Below are 18,357 nucleotides of genomic sequence, written 5' to 3'. Positions count from 1 at the left end.
GGGGCGTATCGAGACCCACCCGCCTCGGCGCTGCTTCCGACGCTGGTCGGTGGCCGCTCGCCCGGGGCGTCGCTGAGCGGTCGCGGCCGGGCCCGCCGATAGGCTCGACAGGCTCATGAACCGGATCACCGTCGCCCTCCTCGCCGCCTTCGACGCCGCGCTCTCGGCGCTGATCGGCATCGCGATCCCCCTCGTCCCCCTGACGATCCTCTGGGCCGTGCAGTACGACACGGCGGTGGACTGGACCGTGTTCTGGCGGGTCGCCGCCGACGCCTGGCTGCTCGGCCACGGCGCGGATCTGCGGGCGGCCTTCGCGCCCGAGTCGCCACTCGCACTCGGCCTGCCGGACGGCGCGGCGCCGTTCGCCGTGACCATCGCGCCGCTGGCCTTCGCGCTCCTGGCGATCCTGCTCGGCGCCCGCACCGGCCGCCGCGCGCAGGAGTCGCCCTACCGGCTGCTCGGCATCGGCTCCGCGATCGCCACCTACCTCCTCCTCTCGCTCCTGGTCACCCTCGGCGCGACCACCGCGGTCGCGAGGATCGACACCCTGCAGGGCGTGCTGCTCCCTCCGCTCGTCTTCGCCCTCGGCGTCGTGATCGGCGCGGCGACGCACTCCGCCCGCAGCGGCGAGCGCGACCCGATCGGCGCGTTCGCCGACCGGACGCTGCGGCGCCTGCCCGAGCCGGCCGCGCCGCTCGTGCTGACCTCGCTGCGCGGGGGCACCCTCGCGGCGGCGGCGGTGATCGGGGTGGCCGGCGTGCTCGTCGCGGTGCTGCTGGTCGCCGACTACGCCGCCGTCGTCGCGCTGTACGAGGGGCTGGGCACCGAGGCGCTCGGCGGCCTGGCGCTCACCCTCGGGCAGCTCGCCTTCCTGCCGAACCTGGTGATCTGGGCGGCGAGCTGGCTGATCGGCCCCGGCTTCGCGATCGGCGCCGGCTCCTCGGTGGCGCCGGCGGGCACGCTGCTCGGCCCGATCCCGTCGATCCCGGTGCTCGCCGCGCTGCCGCAGGGCGAGCTCTCGTTCGGCTTCCTCGGCCTGCTCGTCCCGCTGCTCGCCGGGTTCGTCGCGGGCTGGCGGATGCGCGCGGCGGTCGTCGACGGGCTCGACGGCCGGTCGCTGCTGCGCTGGGGTGCTGCCGCGGCGGGCGGCATCGGCGTGGTGGGCGGGCTGCTGCTCGGCCTGCTCGCCTGGTTCTCGGCCGGCGCGGCTGGCCGGGGCGCCTCGCGCAGGTCGGCCCCGATCCGCTGCTCGTCGGGGCCCTCGCGGCGCTCGAGCTGGCGCTCGCCGCGGGCCTCGGGCTCGCCTCCGGGCGGCTGCGCCGCGACTGAGCGCCCGGTGGTCGCCCGCGGAGGCGTCCCCCTAGACTTGCGCAGTGCTGAAGTTGGTCGTCCTCATCTCCGGCGGTGGCTCCAACCTCCGCGCGCTGCTCGAGGCGACGCGCGACGACCGCTTCCCCGCCCGCGTCGTGGCGGTCGGCAGCGACACCGACGCCGACGGGCTGCGGCACGCCGAGGCGCACGACGTCCCCTCCTTCACCGTCACGCCGAGCACCTTCGCCTCCCGCGACGCGTGGGGCGCGGAGCTGCTCGAGCAGATCCGGGGCTGGCAGCCGGACCTCGTGGTCTGCGCCGGCTTCATGCGGATCCTCCCGCCCGTCGTCGTCGACGCCCTCAGCCCGCGGATGATCAACACGCATCCCGCGCTGCTGCCGCTCTTCCCCGGCGCGCACGCCGTCCGCGACGCCCTCGCCGCCGGCGCCACCGAGACCGGAGTGACGGTGCACGTCATCGACACCGGCGTCGACACCGGCCCGGTCATCGCCCAGGAGAGCCTCGCCGTGCTCCCCGGCGAGAGCGAGCCCGCGCTGCACGAGCGCATCAAGACCATCGAGCGTCGCCTGCTGGTGCAGACGGTGCTCGACATCGCCCACGGAACCGTCGACCTCGAGGAGCTCGCCCGCGCATGAGCATCACCGCACACGACCCCAGCAGCTACGACGACCGCGACGTCGTCCCCGTCCGCCGGGCGCTGATCTCGGTCAGCGACAAGACCGGGCTGCTCGAGCTGGCCGCGGCGCTCGCCGGCGCCGGCGTCGAGCTGGTCTCGACCGGGTCCACCGCCGCGACCATCCGCGACGCGGGCCACGCCGTGACCGACGTCTCCGCCGTCACCGGCTTCCCGGAGTCGCTCGACGGCCGGGTGAAGACCCTGCACCCGGGCGTGCACGCCGGCATCCTCGCCGACGTCCGCCTCGCCTCGCACCGCGAGCAGCTCGAGCAGCTCGAGATCGCGCCGTTCGAGCTCGTCGTCGTGAACCTCTACCCGTTCCGCGAGACCGTCGCCGGCGGCGCCGACGCGGCGACCGTGGTCGAGAACATCGACATCGGCGGGCCCGCGCTCGTCCGCGCCTCGGCCAAGAACCATGCGAACGTCGCGATCGTCGTCGATCCGGCCGACTACGCCGGGATCGTCGCCTCCCTCGGCACCGGCACGACCCTCGCCGCCCGCCGCACCCTCGCCGCGCGCGCCTTCGCGCACACCGCCTCCTACGACTCCGCCGTCGCCGCCTGGTTCGCCGGGCAGGAGGCGGGCGGCGAGTCGGAGTTCCCCGGCTCGGTCGAGATCCGCGGCACCCGGCAGCAGGTGCTCCGCTACGGCGAGAACTCGCACCAGAAGGCGGCGCTCTACGTCTCGCCCGACGGCACCGGCATCGCCCAGGCGCGCCAGCTGCACGGCAAGGAGATGTCCTACAACAACTACGTCGACGCGGACGCGGCCGTCCGCGCGGCCTACGACTTCGTCCTCCCCGCCGTCGCGATCATCAAGCACGCCAACCCGTGCGGCATCGCCATCGCCGGAGCGAAGGCGATCGACCCGATCGCGTCCGCCCACCGCCGCGCCCACGAGTGCGACCCGGTGTCCGCCTTCGGCGGCGTCATCGCCGCGAACCGCACCGTCACCCTCGCCATGGCCGAGACGGTGAAGGAGATCTTCACCGAGGTGCTCGTCGCCCCCGGCTTCGAGCCGGAAGCGCTCGAGGTGCTGAAGACCAAGAAGAACCTCCGCCTGCTGCAGCTGCCCGACTTCTACGCCCCCGTCGAGACCGAGTTCAAGCAGATCTCCGGGGGGATCCTGCTGCAGCAGCCGGACCGCTTCGTCGGCGGCCCCGGCGAGGTCAGCTCCGGCTGGGAGCTCGTCGCCGGCGAGCCCGCCGACGCCGACACGCTGCTCGACCTCGAGTTCGCCTGGAAGGCCTGCCGCGCCGTGAAGTCCAACGCGATCCTCCTCGCCAAGGGCGGCGCCTCCGTCGGCGTCGGCATGGGCCAGGTCAACCGCGTCGACTCCTGCCACCTCGCCGTCTCCCGCGCCGGCGACCGCGCCCCCGGCTCCGTCGCCGCCTCCGACGCGTTCTTCCCCTTCGCCGACGGCCTCGAGGTCCTCCTCGCCGCCGGCGTCAAGGCCGTCGTGCAGCCCGGCGGCTCCGTCCGCGACCCGGAGGTCATCGAGGCCGCGAAGCGCGCGGGCGTCACCATGTACACGACCGGGGAGCGCCACTTCTTCCACTGAGCGCCGCAGGCGCTCAGTGGAAGAAGGTGCTCGTCTTCCACGCCGCTCCTCGCGCGGCGTGGCGCGGTCGGCTCCGCGGGTGGTGCGTTCCGCAGAGCGGGTCGCGTCGGCCGCCGCGGGAATCGCTTGGCACGCGATCCCCGCACGCGGCCTCTCCCTTTCGGGAGTCGGGGTCTCGACGCGACACGCTCCACTCCTCAGAAGTTGTCGTAGTCGAGCGTCGAGTACGACAACTTTTGCGGACTCGGGGTGCGAGCCCGGCGCCGCGCCGCCACTCTCCAAAAGTTGCGGTAGTGGGACGCGGCTACCGCAACTTCTGCGGAGTCGGTGGCCTCTGAGCGTGGACGGGTCTCTCCGCTCGCCAGGAGTTGTCGTAGTCGGGCGTCGAGTACGACAACTTCCGCGTACTCGGGGGAGCGGACCTGGTGCGCGCCGCCACTCCTCAGAAGTTGCGGTAGTGGGGCGCGACTACCGCAACTTCTGCGGAGTCGGCGGCTCCCGGGTGCGGTGGAGCCGCTCCGGTCTCCAGAAGTTGTCGTAGTGGGGCGTCGAGTACGACAACTCCTGCTTGCTGGCGGCGCGAGCCGGGCGGGCGACTCCACTCTCCAAAAGTTGCGGTAGTGGGGTGCGACTACCGCAACTTCTGCTGAGGGGGCGGCCTCCGGGCGCGGACCGACGTGTCCGCTCGCCAGGAGTTGTCGTGGTGGGGCGTCGAGTACGACAACTTCTGCGCACTCGGGGGCGCGGGCGCGGCGCGGCGCGGGGCCCGGCTCTCAGACGGCTGCGAGGGTCCGGCCAGGGGCGGCAGGGGTGCGGGCGCGTAAGGTCTGCGCGTGCCCTCCGACTCGACGCTCCACGCGCCCACCGACCCGACTGCCGCGACCGCCCCGACCGTGAGGCGCCGCCTGCTGACGGCGCTCGCCGCCGCGGCCGCCACGGCCGTCGCCGCCCACCTCGCCAACCTCCTCGCCTTCTTCATCGGCAACCAGCTGCAGCCGACGTCGATCCCGCAGGTGAACGCCTACTTCCTGCTCTCGAGCGTGCTCGCCTTCGTCGTGGTCCTCGTCCTCGCCGCGGCCGGCCTGCTGGCCCGCGCGTGGACGGCCGCGATCGCCGGACTCGTCGCGGGGCTCGTCGGTGCCGTCTTCGGCACCCTCGTGCAGGCCAGCGCGACGGGCGAGCCGATCACCGGCGAGGTCTGGTTCTCCATCGTGCAGACCTTCGGCGGGCTGAACCTCATCTTCCTGCTCGCCTTCGTGATCGCCGCCGCCACCCTCGGCCACCGCATCGCCGTCGCCTCGACGGCCCCCCGCGCCACGACGGCCACCCGCGCCACGACGGCCACTGCCGCCCGCTCGGAGCGCCGGATCGCCCTCATCCGGCAGCCCGCGGACGACCTCGACGCGGGCGAGCTCACCCACCTCGAGCGCGTCCCCGTCGACCGGATGAAGGCGCTGCAGCAGTGGGAGGAGTACGTCGACGCGCTCGAGGAGGCCGGCTGGGAGACCGTTCAGGTCGCCACGGCGCCCGAGCTGCCCGACTCCGTCTTCCTCGAGGACGCCCTGCTCGTCGTGGACGGGCACGCCGTCCTCACCCGTCCCGGCGCCGAGTCCCGCCGCGGCGAGGTCGACGGCGCGGAGGAGGCGGCCCGCGCCCTCGACCTGATCGTGCATCGGATCGAGGCGCCCGGCACCCTCGAGGGCGGCGACGTCCTCCGCGTCGGCTCCACGGTCTACGTCGGCCGCGGCGGCCGCACCAACGCCGAGGGCGTCGCGCAGCTGCGCGCGCTGCTCCGTCCGCTCGGCCTGCGGGTCGTCGCGGTCCCGCTCACCCGTGCGCTGCACCTCAAGAGCGCCGTCACCGCCCTGCCGGACGGCACCGTGATCGGCTGGGAGGCCGTGGTCGACGAGCCGCGGCTGTTCCCCTCCTTCCTGCCGATGCCGGAGGAGGGCGGCGCGCACGTCGTCGTGCTCGACCCGGACACGCTGCTGATGGCCGCGTCCGCGCCGCGGAGCGCCGAGCTGCTGCGCGGCCTCGGCTACCGGGTCGTCGCGGTCGACGTCTCGGAGTTCGAGAAGCTCGAGGGCTGCGTCACCTGCCTGTCCGTCCGCGTGCGCTGAGCCCGCGGGGGAGGCCGGTCCCGGCAGGGCGAGGAGCCTCGGCCCGGCGATCCTCGCCATCGGCGCGACGCGGTGGACGCCGCCGGGCGGCCGGGTATAGCCTTCAAGGCTGCCCGGAGCCCGACACGGGCCGGCGGCATCCCCTCCCCCCGACGCTCCGGTGCTCGGTGGGCTCCGTCCTCCGTCGCGAAAGCCCCGCACCGTGCTCGCACACTCCACTCCGTCCGCCGCGCCGAAGCGCCCGAACACCCTCCGGACGCTGCTGCGCCTCGTCCCGTTCGTCGGCGACTCGCTCCCGCGCCTGACCGGCGGCATCGCCGTCGCGCTCGTCGCGAGCCTCGTCTCGCTCGCGATCCCGATCGTGCTGCAGCAGCTGGTCGACGGTCCGCTCGGCGACGGCGCGACCGCCGCCGGCTCGGGCGACCTCGGCCCGCTGATCGGCCCGGTCGTCGTCGTGCTGCTGCTCGGTGTGCTCGAGGCGGTCGCCATCGCGCTGCGCCGCAGGATGGTGCTCACGCCGAGCACGCGGATCGAGGCGCGGATGCGTGCCGCGCTCTACCGCCAGCTGCAGGATCTGCCGGTCTCGTTCCACGACCGCTGGCAGAGCGGTCAGCTGCTCTCGCGCGCGATGAGCGACCTCAGCCTGATCCGCCGCTGGATCGCCTTCGGCTTCGTGCTGCTGGTGGTCAACACGCTGACGATCGTCGTCGGCTTCGGCGTGCTCGTCTACTGGAACCCGATCCTCGGCGCGCTGTTCGTGGCCTGCTCGATCCCGGTCTGGATCTACGGCTTCGCCTTCGAGAAGCGCTACTCCAGCATCGCCCGCCGCAGCCAGGACCAGGCCGGCGACCTCGCCACCACGGTCGAGCAGTCGGTCCACGGCATCCGGGTGCTCAAGGCCTTCGGGCGGCACCAGCACGCGCTCGCCGGGTTCGCCGACCAGGCCGAGAAGCTGCGCGGCACGGAGGTGGAGAAGGCGAAGGCCATCGCCGGCATCTGGGTTGTCCTCCTGCTGATCCCGGACATCGCCTTCGCGCTCTGCCTGCTCGCCGGTGTCTGGCTGGCCGCCGACGGGCAGCTCAGCGTGGGCGAGCTCTTCGCCTTCTTCGCCACCGCGACGGTGCTGCGCTGGCCCGTGGAGTCGATCGGCTTCCTGCTCTCGATGACCTTCGACGCGCGCACGGCCGTCGACCGCTACTTCGAGGTGATGGACAGCCGCAACACGATCACCGACCCGGAGTCGCCCGAGACGATCGCCCGCCCGCTCGGCCGGGTGCGCTTCCGCGACGTGCACTTCCGCTACCAGGACGCTCCCGAGCGCTTCCCGGACCTCCTCGACGGCGTCGACCTCGAGGTCGAGCCCGGCGAGACGATGGCGCTCGTCGGCCTCACCGGCTCGGGCAAGACCACCCTCACCGCGCTGCTGCCGCGCCTCTACGACGTGACCGGGGGAGCGATCGAGATCGACGGCGTCGACGTGCGCCGCCTGCGCCGCGACGAGCTGCGCTCCCACGTGGGCATGGCCTTCGAGGACGCGACGCTGTTCTCGACCTCGGTGCGCGAGAACGTGCTGCTCGGCCGGCCCGACGCCTCGGAGGAGGAGCTGCTCGAGGCGCTCGAGATCGCGCAGGCCGACTTCGTGCACTCGCTCCCGAACGGGCTCGACACCACCGTCGGCGAGGAGGGCATGAGCCTCTCCGGCGGCCAGCGGCAGCGGCTCGCACTCGCCCGCGCCATCGCCGCCCGCCCGGCCGTCCTCGTCCTGGACGACCCGCTGTCGGCGCTCGACGTCGACACGGAGGCGCGGGTCGAGAAGGGCCTGCGCCGCGTCCTCGGCGACACCACGGCGCTGATCGTCGCCCACCGCCCGTCGACCGTCGCCCTCGCCGACCGCGTCGCCCTCCTCGAGGAGGGGCGGGTCACCGCCGTCGGCACCCACACGGAGCTGCTCGCGAGCAGCCCGCACTACCGCTTCGTCATCTCGAGCCTCGAGGAGGACGAGCTCGCCCGCCCGCGCGGCACCGAGCGCGTCGGCTCCCGCCCGAGGACCGGCACGGACATCGACATCGACACCACCGACCTGGAGACCAGATCATGAGCACGCTCGGATCGACCGAGGAGCGCGACGACCTCAGCCGCGCGGAGTCCGCGGCCCTGCGCCGGCGCTCCCTCGCCCTGCTGGGGTCGCTGCTGCGCCCTTTGCGGCTGCGCCTCGTCCTCACGGCGATCGTGGTGGTCGTCTCGACCGCCGCGCAGGTCGCGGGCCCGGCGCTGATCGCGCTCGGCATCGACAACGGGCTGCCGGCGATCCTCGACGGCGACGCCACTCCGCTCGTCCTCACCGTCGCGGCCTACGTGCTGACCGGTGTGATCGGCGCGGTGCTGGTCGCCTGGTACACCGTGCTGTCCGCGCGGGTGAGCCAGGCGATCCTGATCGACCTGCGCAAGCGCGTCTTCCTGCACACCCAGAAGCTGAGCCTCGAGTTCCACGAGAACTACACCTCGGGCCGCATCATCTCCCGCCAGACGAGCGACCTCGACTCGATCCGCGAGCTGCTCGACTCCGGCATCAACCAGCTGGTGCAGGGCGCGCTCTACATGGGCTTCGTCGCGATCGCGCTCGTCTCGCTCGACGGCGTCAGCGGACTCGTGCTCGCCTGCGCGCTGGTGCCGCTCGCGATCCTCACCCGCTGGTTCCAGAAGCGGTCGCAGGCACTCTTCCGCGGCACCCGCGTCGCCTCGTCCCGCCTGATCGTGCAGTTCGTCGAGACGATGACGGGCATCCGCGCCGTGCAGACCTTCCGCACGCAGGAGCGCAACGAGTCGGCGTTCGGCGTCGTGGTCGAGCGCTACCGGCTCGCCTACAAGAAGGTCTTCGGCGTCTTCGGCACGTTCGACCCCGGTCTGGTGCTGATCGGCAACGTCACGACGGCGGCCGTGCTCTTCTTCGGCGGGATGCGCGTGCTCGACGGCGGTCTCGAGATCGGCGCGCTGCTCGGCGTGCTGCTCTACACCCGGCGCTTCTTCGCGCCGGTGCAGGAGATGGCGATGTTCTACAACTCCTACCAGTCCGCCGCGGCGGCGCTCGAGAAGATCTCGGGCGTGCTGGCGGAGGAGCAGAGCGTGCCGGATCCGGCGCACCCGGTCGATCTGCGCGAGGCGCGCGGGGCGCTCGGCTTCGAGGGCGTCCGGTTCGCCTACACGACCGACCGCGAGGTGCTGCCGCGCTTCGACCTGCGCATCCCGGCCGGTCAGACCATCGCCCTCGTCGGCTCGACGGGTGCCGGCAAGTCGACGCTCGCGAAGCTCATCTCGCGCTTCTACGACCCGACCGACGGAGTGGTCACGCTCGACGGCGTGGATCTGCGGCAGCTGCACCCGAAGGACCTGCGCCGCGCGATCGTGATGGTGACCCAGGAGGCCTACCTCTTCTCCGGCTCCGTCGCCGACAACATCGCGATCGGCCGGCCGACGGCGTCGTACGACGAGATCGTCGACGCGGCGAAGGCGGTCGGCGCGCACGCCTTCATCCAGGCGCTGCCGGACGGCTACGACACCGACGTGAACAAGCGCGGCGGGCGGGTCTCGGCCGGCCAGCGCCAGCTGATCTCGTTCGCCCGCGCCTTCCTCGCCGACCCGGCGGTGCTGATCCTGGACGAGGCGACGTCGTCGCTCGACATCCCGAGCGAGCGGCTGGTGCAGCTCGGGCTGCAGACGCTGCTCGCCGACCGGACCGCGGTGATCATCGCGCACCGCCTGTCGACGGTGGCGATCGCCGACCGGGTGCTGGTGATGGAGCACGGCCGGATCGTGGAGGACGGGACTCCGGAGGCGCTCATCGCGGGCGACGGCCGCTTCGCGACCCTGCACGCGGCCTGGCGCGACTCCCTGGTCTGAGCCGGGCGGCTGCCGCGGTCAGGGCGTCCAGCGTGCCTCGCGGACGTCGACCCGGTAGCCGCTCGGCGTCGTGACGAGCGGCGTGCCCTCGCGCTCGTAGTGCCGTCGGGCGCGCTCCTCGTGCCCGACGGCGGGAGCGCCTCCGGAGCGGACGACCCGCCACCAGGCGACGTCGGAGCCGTAGCGCGCGAGCACGGTGCCGACCGCGCGGGCGGCGCGGGTGCCGAGCAGCGCGGCGATCTCGCCGTAGGCCATCACGCGGCCGGGCGGGATCGCGTCGACGACGGCGAGGACCGCGGAGACGAAGTCGGCGGGGTCCGCCTCTCCGTCCTCGAAACGTGTGCTCAGAGCTTCAGCGCCCCGATGTTCTCGCCGTACGGGGTCTCGCCGGTGACCTCGAAGCCGATCCAGCGGAAGAACTGCTCGGGGCCGTCCGCGCCGGACTCCCAGATCACGGTGAGGGTGTCGAAGCCGCGCGCGCGCGCCTCGTCGGCGGCGGCGCGGACGGCGAAGGTGCCGACTCCGCGGCCCTGCTTCGCCGCGTCGATGTTGATCCGCCAGATGCAGCTGCGGAACTCCTCGGGCGCCTCGGGATCGAAGTGCGCGTGGATGAAGCCGACGAGCTCGTCGCCGTCGAGGATCGCCCGCTGCCAGGCCGCGCCGGGGTCGATCACGGCGGACGCCGCGGAGTACGACTCGGGAGCGACGAACTGCTCCTGGCCCGGTTTGAGGCTCAGGCCGTTCACGGCGGAGATGTTCGCGGCCGACAGCTCTTCCAGGCGGAGGTCACTCATGCGGCCCAATCTAGCGGCCCGGCCGGAGGGCGGTCATCCTCCCCGCGGACGAGCGGCGCGTTGCGTCCGGTGCGGTGACCCGACCGCCGCCGAACTGTCTCGACGTCGAGACAGTTCGGCCCTCGGGTAAGCTGGACGAGGCCGTCTGGAGCGGCCGCGGAGCCACCCGTCCCTCGCAGCAGCGGGGCGGTGCAACGAGACCCTGGGAGTGCAATGTCGAAGATCAAGGTTGAAGGAACCGTCGTCGAGCTCGACGGCGACGAGATGACGCGGATCATCTGGCAGAAGATCAAGGACACCCTGATCCACCCGTACCTCGACGTGAACCTCGAGTACTACGACCTCGGCATGGAGTACCGCGACCAGACGGACGACCAGGTCACCATCGACGCGGCGCACGCCATCCAGAAGCACGGCGTCGGCGTCAAGTGCGCGACGATCACGCCCGACGAGGCGCGCGTCGAGGAGTTCGGCCTGAAGAAGATGTGGAAGTCGCCGAACGGCACCATCCGCAACATCCTCGGCGGCGTCATCTTCCGCGAGCCGATCATCATCTCGAACATCCCGCGCCTGGTCCCCGGCTGGAACAAGCCGATCATCATCGGCCGCCACGCCTTCGGCGACCAGTACCGCGCCACCGACTTCGTCTTCAAGGGCAAGGGCACGCTCACCGTCGAGTTCACGCCCGACGACGGCTCCGAGCCGATGAAGTTCGAGGTCTACAAGGCCCCCGACGACGGCATCGCGCAGGTCCAGTACAACCAGGACTCGTCGATCCGCGACTTCGCCCGCTCCTCGCTCAACTACGGCCTGACCCGCAACTACCCGGTCTACCTCTCCACGAAGAACACGATCCTCAAGGCCTACGACGGCCGGTTCAAGGACATCTTCGAGGAGATCTTCGAGACCGAGTTCAAGGAGCGCTTCGAGGCCGCCGGCCTCACCTACGAGCACCGCCTCATCGACGACATGGTCGCCTCGGCCATGAAGTGGGAGGGCGGCTACGTCTGGGCCTGCAAGAACTACGACGGCGACGTCCAGTCCGACACCGTCGCGCAGGGCTTCGGCTCGCTCGGCCTGATGACCTCCGTGCTCTCCACGCCCGACGGCAGCGTCGTCGAGGCGGAGGCGGCGCACGGCACCGTCACGCGCCACTACCGCCAGCACCAGGCGGGCAAGCCCACCTCGACGAACCCGATCGCCTCGATCTACGCCTGGACGCGCGGCCTCGCGCACCGCGGCAAGCTCGACGGCAACCAGGAGCTCATCGACTTCTCGCTGACCCTCGAGGACGTCGTCATCAAGACGGTCGAGTCCGGCAAGATGACGAAGGACCTCGCGCTGCTCGTCGGCCCCGACCAGGGCTGGCAGACGACGGAGGAGTTCCTCAACACGCTCGACGAGAACCTCAAGGCGCGCATGTCGGCCTGATCTCCTCGGCGGAGCTCCGGCTCGCACGAACGGCTCCGGCTCGCGGGAATCCTCGGATTCCCCGAGCCGGAGCCGTTTCCGCGTGCCGGAGCGGCGGGCGGAGGGGGAGGACGGCGGCGGCGAGGCGCGCGCCGCGCCAGCGGAGGGCGACCCCGCGACACCGGGGTCGCCTCGACCGGCAGGAGGGATGGCGCGCCGTGGGCGGTCGCGCGCTGCGGGCGACGGTCGCCGCGCGGCTGAGCAGACCTGTGCAGCGTCGACCGCGAAGCCTGCGCTTCCGCGGATCGGCGGGGTGTCCGCGGCGGAGAGCGGCGGTCCACCGGGCGCGCTCGACGCCCGACTCACGGGAGTCGCAGGGCGGGCATCGCGCCTCGCCGGGACGGTGTCGCCCTCCGTCTCATCGTTCCGTCACCTCGCCGTGATAGTCGAGGATGATTCGCTTTGCAATAGGGTCGTCCACGGCAGAGAACCGATCCGGTTCCCCACGAACGCGAACAAGGACCTCGAGTGCCCTTCCCCCTCCTCCCTCGTCCAGGTGTCCGCCGCGCGGAGCAGCGCCTCCTCGCCGGCCTCGCCGTCCTGGGCCTCGCCGCGGCCGGCGCCTTCACCCTCTCCGGCGCCTCGGCCGCGCCGCTCCCGGGCGGCGACCCGGTCGCCGCCGGACTCGCCCCGCAGCAGGAGTTCGACGACGGCGACTACGTCGTCACCCTCGTCGAGCCGTCGGCCGCGGTCTACGAGGGCACCGACGCCCGCTTCGCCCGCACCGCTCCCGAGCCCGGCTCGCAGCTGCAGCCCGACTCGTCGCCGGTGGAGGACTACTCCGCGCACCTCGAGCACCGTCAGGAGGACGTCGCCGACGCCGTCGACGCCGAGATCGGCTACCACTACTCGGTCGCGCTCAACGGCTTCTCCGCGGTCCTCACCGGCGATCAGGCGCGCGCACTCGCCGGTCGCAAGGACGTCGCGCAGGTGGAGAAGGTGGAGGACTTCCACCTCGATCTCGCCGAGCCCCCGGCAGCGCCGATCGAGGCCGACGCCGCGGAGACCCCCGTCCCCGACTCCGGTCAGGAGTCGTCGACGAGCTTCCTCGGCCTCGTGGGTCCCGGCGGGGTCTGGGAGGACGTCGGCGGCGTCGACCAGGCCGGCGCGGGAGTCGTCGTCGGAGTCATCGACTCCGGCATCGCACCGGAGAACCCCTCGTTCGCCGGTGCACCGCTGGCCACCGCACCGGGTCCGGCTCCCTTCACGGAGGGCGACACGGTGACCTACCGGAAGTCCGACGGCGGCCTCTTCGTCGGCTCGTGCTCGCCCGGCCTCGCCGCCTCGGCGCAGTGGCAGGGCGACGAGTGCAACCAGAAGCTCATCGGCGCCCGCTGGTTCCACGAGGAAGGCGAGTCGGCCGGCTCGCCGGACCATCCCGACTACCTGTCGCCGCGCGACGGGGTCGGACACGGCTCGCACACCGCGAGCACGGCCGCCGGCGACGCCGGCGTCGAGGCCACCGTCGACGGGCGCGACTACGGCACCGTCTCCGGCGTCGCGCCCGCCGCGAAGATCGCCGCGTACAAGGTCTGCTGGAACGGCCCGAAGGACGGCATCGACGACGACCACTGCTCGAGCACCAGCATCCTCGCGGCGATCGAGGCAGCGGTCGCCGACGGCGTCGACGTCATCAACTACTCGATCGGCGGCCGCGCGGCGGAGTCGACGTTCACCGCGATCGATCGGGCCTTCCTGAACGCCGCGGCCGCCGGCGTCTTCGTGGCCGCCGCAGCCGGCAACACCGGCCCCACCGCCTCCACCCTCGACCACGCCTCGCCGTGGTACACGACCGTCGGCGCCTCGTCGATCCCGAACCACACGGCGACCGCCACCCTGGGCGACGGCCGGGCCTTCGCCGGCGGATCGATCACCGTCCACGGCGACGTCACGGGTCCCCTCGTGAACGGCGCGGACGTCACCCTCGCCGCGACCACGACCTCCGAGAGCTGCGCGACGGGCACCCTCGACCCGGCGAAGGTCGCCGGGACGATCGTCGCCTGCACCGCAGGGCTGAGCACCCGCGTCTCCAAGTCGCTCGAGGTCCACCGCGCGGGGGGCATCGGAATGCTGCTGCTGAATCCGGTCCCGAACGGGATGCACCTCGACCCCCACTCGGTCCCGAGCATCCAGATCGACTCGGGGGCGTACGCCGCGATCACGGCGTACGCGGGCACCGCCGGTGCGACGGTCACGCTGAGTGCGGGCGATGCGACTGGGACGAGCATCCCGGCGCCGCAGGTGGGCGGCTTCTCGGCGCGCGGACCCGCCGAGGCCGACGGCGCGGACGTGCTGAAGCCCGACGTCGTGGCGCCCGGCGTCGGGATTCTCGCCGCCAGCCTGAACGCCGAGGGCGACCGACCCGCGTTCGCGTTCCAGTCGGGCACCTCGATGGCGTCGCCGCACGTCGCGGGTCTCGCGGCGCTCCTCCTCGGCGTGACTCCGCGGGCGTCGCCGTCGGCGGTCAAGTCGGCCCTGATGACGACGGCGTCCGACACCGTCGATCAGGCGGGAGCCCCCTCGCAGGACGTCTTCGCTCAGGGCGCGGGCCAGGTCGACCCGGCCGGGTTCCTCGATCCTGGACTGCTCTACGAGACGGGGCCGAGAGACTGGGCCGCCTTCCTCCGGGGCTCCGGCCACGATCTCGAAGTCCTCGGGTCGAATTCGATCGACCCCTCCGACCTGAACCAGCCGTCGATCGCGATCGGCGCCCTGGACGGCACCCAGACGGTCACCCGCACGGTGACCTCCACCGGGCCCGGCAGCTACACCGCCGCCCTCGACGTCCCCGGGGTCGACACCGTCGTCTCGCCGTCGACGCTCTCCTTCACCGCGGCGGGCCAGACGGCCGAGTACACCGTGAGCTTCTCGAGGACCGACGCCGCGTTCACCCGCTTCGCGACCGGCTACCTCATCTGGACGAGCGACGCCCAGGTGGTTCGGACCCCCGTGGCCGTCCGCCCCGTCCTGCTCGAAGCGCAGGACGAGGCGTCGGGCACCGGCTCGGCCGGGTCGGTGAGCGTCGCGGTCCGGCCCGGCTTCACCGGAGCACTTCCGCTGACGCCGCACGGCCTGACCGAAGGGGTTCTGGCCAAGGACCCGAGCTCGGCCGACGGCCACTCCGGCACCCTGGCCGCGGGGAAGCGCTTCGCGACGACGATCGAGATACCGCCCGGCACCGAGTTCGCGCGCTTCGACCTCGACGGGCTCGATGACGAGGCCGACATCGACCTGACCGTCTCGCGCCTCGTCGGCGGCAGGCCCATGCTGGCAGCGTTCTCCATCTCGCCGTCGGCCGATGAGCGTGTCGACCTCGTCGCACCGCAGCCGGGCAGCTACCGGGTGGTCCTCGACGCGTTCGACAGCGGCGCGGACCCGGTCGCCACCTACGACCTCCGGAGCTTCGTGATCCCGAAGGACGGCGGTGCGGGCTCGCTCAGCACCACCCCGACGGTCATCGCCGCCGAGGTCGGGCAGCCCACCCACTACGCCGTCTCCTGGACCGGCCTGACAGGCCCGGCGAAGTACCTCGGCCGGATCGGCTACGCCGACTCGGAGTTCGCGACGCTCCTCAGCGTGGACGTGCCCGCGGCTGCGGCCCCGGATCCGGCGGGGACGGCGACACCGAGTCCGACGGAGGGGCCGACGTCGCCTCCGACGGCTGAGCCGTCACCGGTTCCGACGGGCGGGCCGACGGCTGAGCCGACGTCGCCTCCGACGGGGGAGCCGTCGCCGGTTCCGACGGACGGGCCAACATCGCTTCCGACGGCCGCGCCGTCGCCGGTGCCGACGGGCGAGCCGACATCGCTTCCGACGCCCGAACCGTCGCCGGTTCCGACGGGCGGGCCGACATCGCTTCCGACAGCTGAGCCTGCGCCGGATCCGACCGCCGAGCCGTCGCCGGTTCCGACGGCTGAGCCGACGTCCCTTCCGACGGTCGAGCCGACGTCGCTTCCGACAGCTGAGCCGACGTCGCCTCCGGCAGTCGAGCCGACGTCGCCTCCGGCTCCCGGGCCGACGCCCGCCCCGACGGCAGGGGCCTCCGTGGCACCGGTCGCTGCGCCGACGGCGGGCCCGACCGACGCGCCGAGCGCCGGGCCGATCGCACTGTCCGACGCGTCACCGCCCTCCGCCGGCGGATCGGGAGCGCCCGCGCGCGATCCAGGCGGCCTTCCGTCCACCGGCTGGAGTGGCGGACTGCTCGGTCTCGGAGCGTCGGTGCTGATCGCGGTGGGAGCGGTCCTCACGGGCCTGCGCCGTCGCGCAATCGCGCAGCGTCGAGCGGCCTCGGCCGAGTAGCCGCTCCGGCTCGCACGAACGGCTCCGGCTCGCGGGAGTCCTCGGATTCCGCGAGCCGGAGCCGTTTCCGCGTGCCGGACGTGCGGGCGGCGGCCGAGCAGGGTCAGAGCACCCGTGCCAGCTGCTCCATCGCCGCGCCCGCATCGGCGCCGATCGGCACCAGCACCGCGCTCGCCGCGCCGGCCGCGTGCAGCGCGTCGATCCGCGCGCGGGCCGTCTCCGGAGTCCCGACGACGGCGAGCCGGTCGACCCACTCGTCCGGCAGGTCGCGGACGAAGGCGGCGCGGTCGGCGCTGCGCTCGCGCAGGCGGGCGAACTCCTCCGCGAAGGGCAGCGGCTCGAGGTGCGGCGCCCAATCCGGCTCGCCGATCCACTCCAGGCCGGGGCGGACGGCGGCGCGCGCGGCGGCGGCGTCGTCGGCGACCGCCGCGACGTTGTAGGCGACGACGCGGCCGGGCGTCCCCATCTGCTCGCGGGCCCGGGCGAGGTACTCCGGAGCGACCGGCTCGGCCAGGATCGCGCCGTCGGCGATCCGGCCGGCGAGCTCGAGCGAGCGCGGGCCCCGGACCCCGGCCAGCAGCGGCGGCACGACGCGCGGCGGCGACTCGAGCCGCAGCCCGTCCACGTGCACGTAGCGCCCGTCCCGCGTCACCTCCTCGTCCGAGAGCAGCGCGCGGATCGCGTCGAACTGCTCCTCCAGCAGCGTCAGCGGGCTCTTCGGCCAGACGCCGAGGCCCCGCATCCAGCCGGGCATGCCGTGGCCGATCCCGGCGTGGACGCGTCCGGGGAAGAGCTCGGCGAGCGTGCCGAGCTCCATCGCGGTGAAGGCGGCGGTGCGGACGGCGGCCGGCAGGATCCCGATGCCGACGACGATCCGCTCGGTCGCGGCCAGCACGGCCCCGGCCTGGGCGATGCCGCCGCGGAAGCCCAGGTCTTCGACGACCCAGAGCTCGTCGAAGCCGAGCGCCTCGGCGCGGCGGGCGTAGGGGAGGACCTCGGCGGCGGGGAGGTCGCGGGGGAGCATGACGCCGACGGCGGCGTCGGGATTCGGTTCGCGCATCCCGCCAGCGTAGGGCGGCGGCCCCGCCCGGTTGTGCGCGGGAGGGGCGGTCACTACGGTGGGCGCACCCGAAGACCGGAGCCCGCATGACGCTCGCCGTGCTGTCCAACGACCGCCTCGATCCCTGGATCAACTGGACGACGCTCGGCCCGCCCCTGCTCGAGCCGCTGGCCGCGCAGTCCGGGCGGCTGGTGTCCCCGCCGCCGTCGCCGAGGTCCTGGCCGGGGCTCGTGCGGTCGATGCGCGGTGCCGACTCCGTGTTCTGGATGCAGCAGAGCGCCCGCCCGGAGTGGCCGCTCGTCGCCGCCTCGCTCGCCGCGGGTCGGGCGCGGCGCTCGGCGTTCGTCGTCGATCCGTGGCTGGTCGATCTGCCGCGGATCGCGCTCGCCGCCCGGCTCCAGCGGCTCGACCCGCTGTTCGTGCCGTTCCGGGAGGGCGCGGAGGAGCTGCGGCGCCGGCACCCGCGCGGCCGGTTCGAGTGGCTGCCGTTCGGAGTCGACACCGGGGTGTTCCGGCCGGGCAGCGGTGAGCGCGACGTGTTCGCGTTCTGGATGGGTCGGCGCCACGAACCGCTGCACCGCGCGCTGCTCGAGTACTGCGGGGCGCGCGGGCTGCGCTACGAGTACCGACGCGAGGGCGTGCTGCTCACACCGGAGGAGCTCGGCGAGCTGGCGGGCCGCTCGCGCTACTTCGTGGTCACTCCGCCGCTGGCCGAGGACCGGGCGCGCACCGGCGGGTACAGCCCGCTCGTGATGCGCTATCTCGAGGGTCTCGCCGCCGGTGCGCGGCTGCTCGGGGTGCTGCCCGGCAGCGGCGAGTACGAGACGCTGCTGCCGCTCGACGCGATCCTCCAGGTGGACGTCGACGGAGCGGATCTCGCGGAACGGCTCGACGCCGACGCGGACGCGGGTGCCGAGGCAGTGACTGCGCGGGCCGGCGAGCACGTGCGCCGGCATCACTCCTGGGCACGGCGAGCGGAGCAGATCGCGGAGCGGCTGGCGACGGGTCGCCCGATCGTCCAGGCACCCAGCCCCGTCTGAGGGCGGGGGTGCGGCGCGTCGGTGTCCCCGGGCGGGGCTCAGAAGTGTGCCCGGGCGGGGCTCAGGCGTGTCCTGTGGCAGGGGACCGACGAGTCACGCCGGGTAGGAC

Annotated in this window: 11 protein-coding genes and 1 pseudogene; 9 read left to right on the top strand and 3 right to left on the bottom strand. The window is 73.3% G+C overall.

The features are described 5' to 3' along the window. Positions 1 to 115 precede the first annotated feature (115 nt). The 6 genes and pseudogenes from GSU72_RS21655 to GSU72_RS14835 all read left to right on the top strand — a co-directional run. A pseudogene (locus tag GSU72_RS21655) lies at positions 116 to 1,159 on the top strand (DUF6350 family protein); the annotation flags it as partial. Between the two features lie 214 nt (positions 1,160 to 1,373). Then, complete coding sequence (gene purN, locus GSU72_RS14855) at positions 1,374 to 1,967, top strand: phosphoribosylglycinamide formyltransferase (protein ID WP_159985749.1); 594 nt, start codon at positions 1,374 to 1,376, stop codon at positions 1,965 to 1,967. Next, on the top strand, positions 1,964 to 3,568 hold the full coding sequence (gene purH, locus GSU72_RS14850) for a bifunctional phosphoribosylaminoimidazolecarboxamide formyltransferase/IMP cyclohydrolase (protein ID WP_159985748.1): 1,605 nt from the start codon (positions 1,964 to 1,966) through the stop codon (positions 3,566 to 3,568). The genes purN and purH overlap by 4 nt, the downstream gene beginning before the upstream one ends. Before the next feature lie 833 nt (positions 3,569 to 4,401). Next, the gene (ddaH, locus tag GSU72_RS21850; protein ID WP_279631679.1) at positions 4,402 to 5,688 is read left to right on the top strand and encodes a dimethylargininase; all 1,287 of its coding nucleotides are present in this window, start codon (positions 4,402 to 4,404) and stop codon (positions 5,686 to 5,688) included. A 202-nt stretch (positions 5,689 to 5,890) separates the two neighbouring features. After that, positions 5,891 to 7,786, top strand: coding sequence for an ABC transporter ATP-binding protein (locus GSU72_RS14840; protein ID WP_159985747.1), 1,896 nt, complete (start codon positions 5,891 to 5,893; stop codon positions 7,784 to 7,786). Next, positions 7,783 to 9,585, top strand: coding sequence for an ABC transporter ATP-binding protein (locus tag GSU72_RS14835; RefSeq protein WP_159985746.1), 1,803 nt, complete (start codon positions 7,783 to 7,785; stop codon positions 9,583 to 9,585). The genes GSU72_RS14840 and GSU72_RS14835 overlap by 4 nt, the downstream gene beginning before the upstream one ends. 18 nt (positions 9,586 to 9,603) lie before the next feature. Here the strand turns inward: GSU72_RS14835 and GSU72_RS14830 are convergent, their stop codons facing one another. After that, positions 9,604 to 9,933, bottom strand: coding sequence for an MGMT family protein (locus GSU72_RS14830; RefSeq protein WP_159986859.1), 330 nt, complete (start codon positions 9,931 to 9,933; stop codon positions 9,604 to 9,606). Further along, entirely contained in the window at positions 9,930 to 10,379 is a 450-nt protein-coding gene (locus tag GSU72_RS14825; protein WP_159985745.1) for a GNAT family N-acetyltransferase, read from the bottom strand. The genes GSU72_RS14830 and GSU72_RS14825 overlap by 4 nt, the downstream gene beginning before the upstream one ends. A 213-nt stretch (positions 10,380 to 10,592) precedes the next feature. On the opposite strand from GSU72_RS14825, the gene GSU72_RS14820 reads away from it, so the two are divergent. Both GSU72_RS14820 and GSU72_RS14815 read left to right on the top strand, forming a co-directional pair. Further along, a complete protein-coding gene (locus tag GSU72_RS14820; protein ID WP_159985744.1) occupies positions 10,593 to 11,810 on the top strand; it encodes an NADP-dependent isocitrate dehydrogenase in 1,218 nt (405 codons plus the stop codon). A 507-nt stretch (positions 11,811 to 12,317) separates the two neighbouring features. Beyond that, on the top strand, positions 12,318 to 16,148 hold the full coding sequence (locus GSU72_RS14815; RefSeq protein ID WP_159985743.1) for a S8 family serine peptidase: 3,831 nt from the start codon (positions 12,318 to 12,320) through the stop codon (positions 16,146 to 16,148). 103 nt (positions 16,149 to 16,251) lie between these two features. Here GSU72_RS14815 and GSU72_RS14810 read toward each other — a convergent pair whose 3' ends face one another. After that, entirely contained in the window at positions 16,252 to 17,208 is a 957-nt protein-coding gene (locus GSU72_RS14810) for an LLM class flavin-dependent oxidoreductase (protein ID WP_208545066.1), read from the bottom strand. Between the two features lie 86 nt (positions 17,209 to 17,294). On the opposite strand from GSU72_RS14810, the gene GSU72_RS14805 reads away from it, so the two are divergent. Beyond that, positions 17,295 to 18,248 carry a glycosyltransferase gene (locus GSU72_RS14805; protein WP_159985742.1) on the top strand — a complete coding sequence of 318 codons (954 nt, stop codon included), beginning with the start codon at positions 17,295 to 17,297 and terminating at the stop codon, positions 18,246 to 18,248. Positions 18,249 to 18,357 lie beyond the last annotated feature (109 nt).

The organism is Rathayibacter sp. VKM Ac-2760 (genome assembly GCF_009834185.1).
In the GTDB taxonomy this organism is placed as follows: Bacteria; Actinomycetota; Actinomycetes; order Actinomycetales; family Microbacteriaceae; genus Rathayibacter.
The sequence above is the reverse complement of the archived record's forward strand: the minus strand, read 5'-3'. Positions and strand labels throughout refer to the sequence as shown.